Source organism: Mesorhizobium sp. M7A.F.Ca.CA.002.15.2.1, from assembly GCF_003998715.1.
GTDB lineage: Bacteria > Pseudomonadota > Alphaproteobacteria > Rhizobiales > Rhizobiaceae > Mesorhizobium > Mesorhizobium ciceri.
Window position 1 is genome coordinate 1 of sequence record NZ_RZPI01000942.1, and the last position, 1,592, is coordinate 1,592.

General features: G+C 63.9%; 1 protein-coding gene. It reads right to left on the reverse strand.

Annotated features, from left to right (window positions below; all coding sequences use genetic code 11):
• Positions 1-1,592, reverse strand: a 1,592-nt coding sequence (locus ENZ74_RS31335; RefSeq protein WP_164761372.1) for a PAS domain-containing sensor histidine kinase, incomplete at both ends; no start/stop codon positions are given.

Sequence of the window (1,592 nt, forward strand, 5' to 3'; positions counted from 1 at the left end):
TCCAGCACGTCCTTGACGATCGTGGCCAGTTGCTTGAGCGAAAACGGCTTCGGCAGGAAGCCGAAATGCGCATCTGCCGGCAGGTTTCTGGCGAATGCGTCCTCGGCATAGCCGGACACGAAGACGAACTTGATGTCGGGCTGGCGCTTGCGCAATTCGCCGAGCAGCGTCGGCCCGTCCATTTCCGGCATCACCACGTCGGAAACGACGATATCGACCTTGCCGCCCAGCGCCTCGAACACTTCCAGCGCCTCGACGCCCGACGACGCCTCGTGCACGGTGTAGCCGCGCGAGGTCAGCGCCCGCATGCCGCCCATGCGCACGGCATCCTCGTCCTCGACGAGCAGCACCGTGGCCGAGCCCGACAGATCCTTGGCCGGATCGGCGACCTTTGCCGGCGCCGCCGGCGCATCGCCGGGCTCGCCTGCCTTTTTCGCTTCGGCGATGTGACGCGGCAGGAAAATGCGGAAAGTCGAGCCTTTGCCGACTTCGGAATCGCAGAAGATGAAGCCGCCGGTCTGCTTGATGATGCCGTAGACCATCGACAGGCCAAGGCCGGTGCCTTTGCCGACTTCCTTGGTGGTGAAGAAGGGTTCGAAAATCTTCTTCAGCACGTCGGGCGCGATGCCGCTGCCGGTGTCCTCGACTTCGACCACGACATAGTCCGCCGGGGCGAGTTCGCGGTAGGAAAAGGCCTTGCACTCCTCGGCGGTCACATTGCGGGTGCGCACGGTCAGATCGCCGCCCGCCGGCATAGCATCGCGCGCGTTGACCGCAAGGTTCACCACCACCTGTTCGAACTGCCCGATATCGACCTTGACCGGCCACAGGTCGCGGCCATGGTCGACCTTCAGCTTGATGTCGTTGCCGACAAGGCGGGCCAGCAGCATCCTGAGATCGGCGAGCACGTCGGTCAGGTTGAGCACTTCCGGCCGCAATGTCTGCTTGCGCGAGAAGGCCAGAAGCTGCCGCACCAGCGAAGCCGCCCGGTTGGCATTCTGCTTGATGTTCATGATGTCTGGGAAGGACGGGTCCGACGGGCGGTGATTGGTCAACAAAAGGTCGGACGCCATGATGATGGCGGTCAGCACATTGTTGAAATCATGCGCGATGCCGCCGGCAAGCTGGCCGACTGCCTGCATCTTCTGGCTTTGCGCCATCTGCCCTTCCAGCGCCTTCTGCTCCGTTGTCTCGACGGCGTAGACGATGGCCGACTCCTCGGCGCCCTCGCCGCCGGTGCCGTCAGCGACGGCGTTGACGTAGAAGCGGATGTGCCGTTCGTCGTTGCCGGGCAGAAGCGTGTCGATCGGCTCGATGTCGGCCTGCCGCTGCTGCGCTTTCTCGAAGGCAGCCGCGAAGGCCGGCCGGTCGCGTTCGTGGATTACCGTGTCGAGCCGCACGCGACGGTCGACGGCGTCGCGATCGACGACAGACGAAAACAACGACAAAAACGGCGCATTGGTGCGCAGGATGCGTCCGTTGTGGTCGACGCCGGCGATTGCCATCGGTGTCGAGTTGAAGAAGCGGGTGAAGCGCACTTCCGAAGCCCGCAAATCGGCAGAGGCATCCTCGCCTTGCGTGCGGTTGAGCAC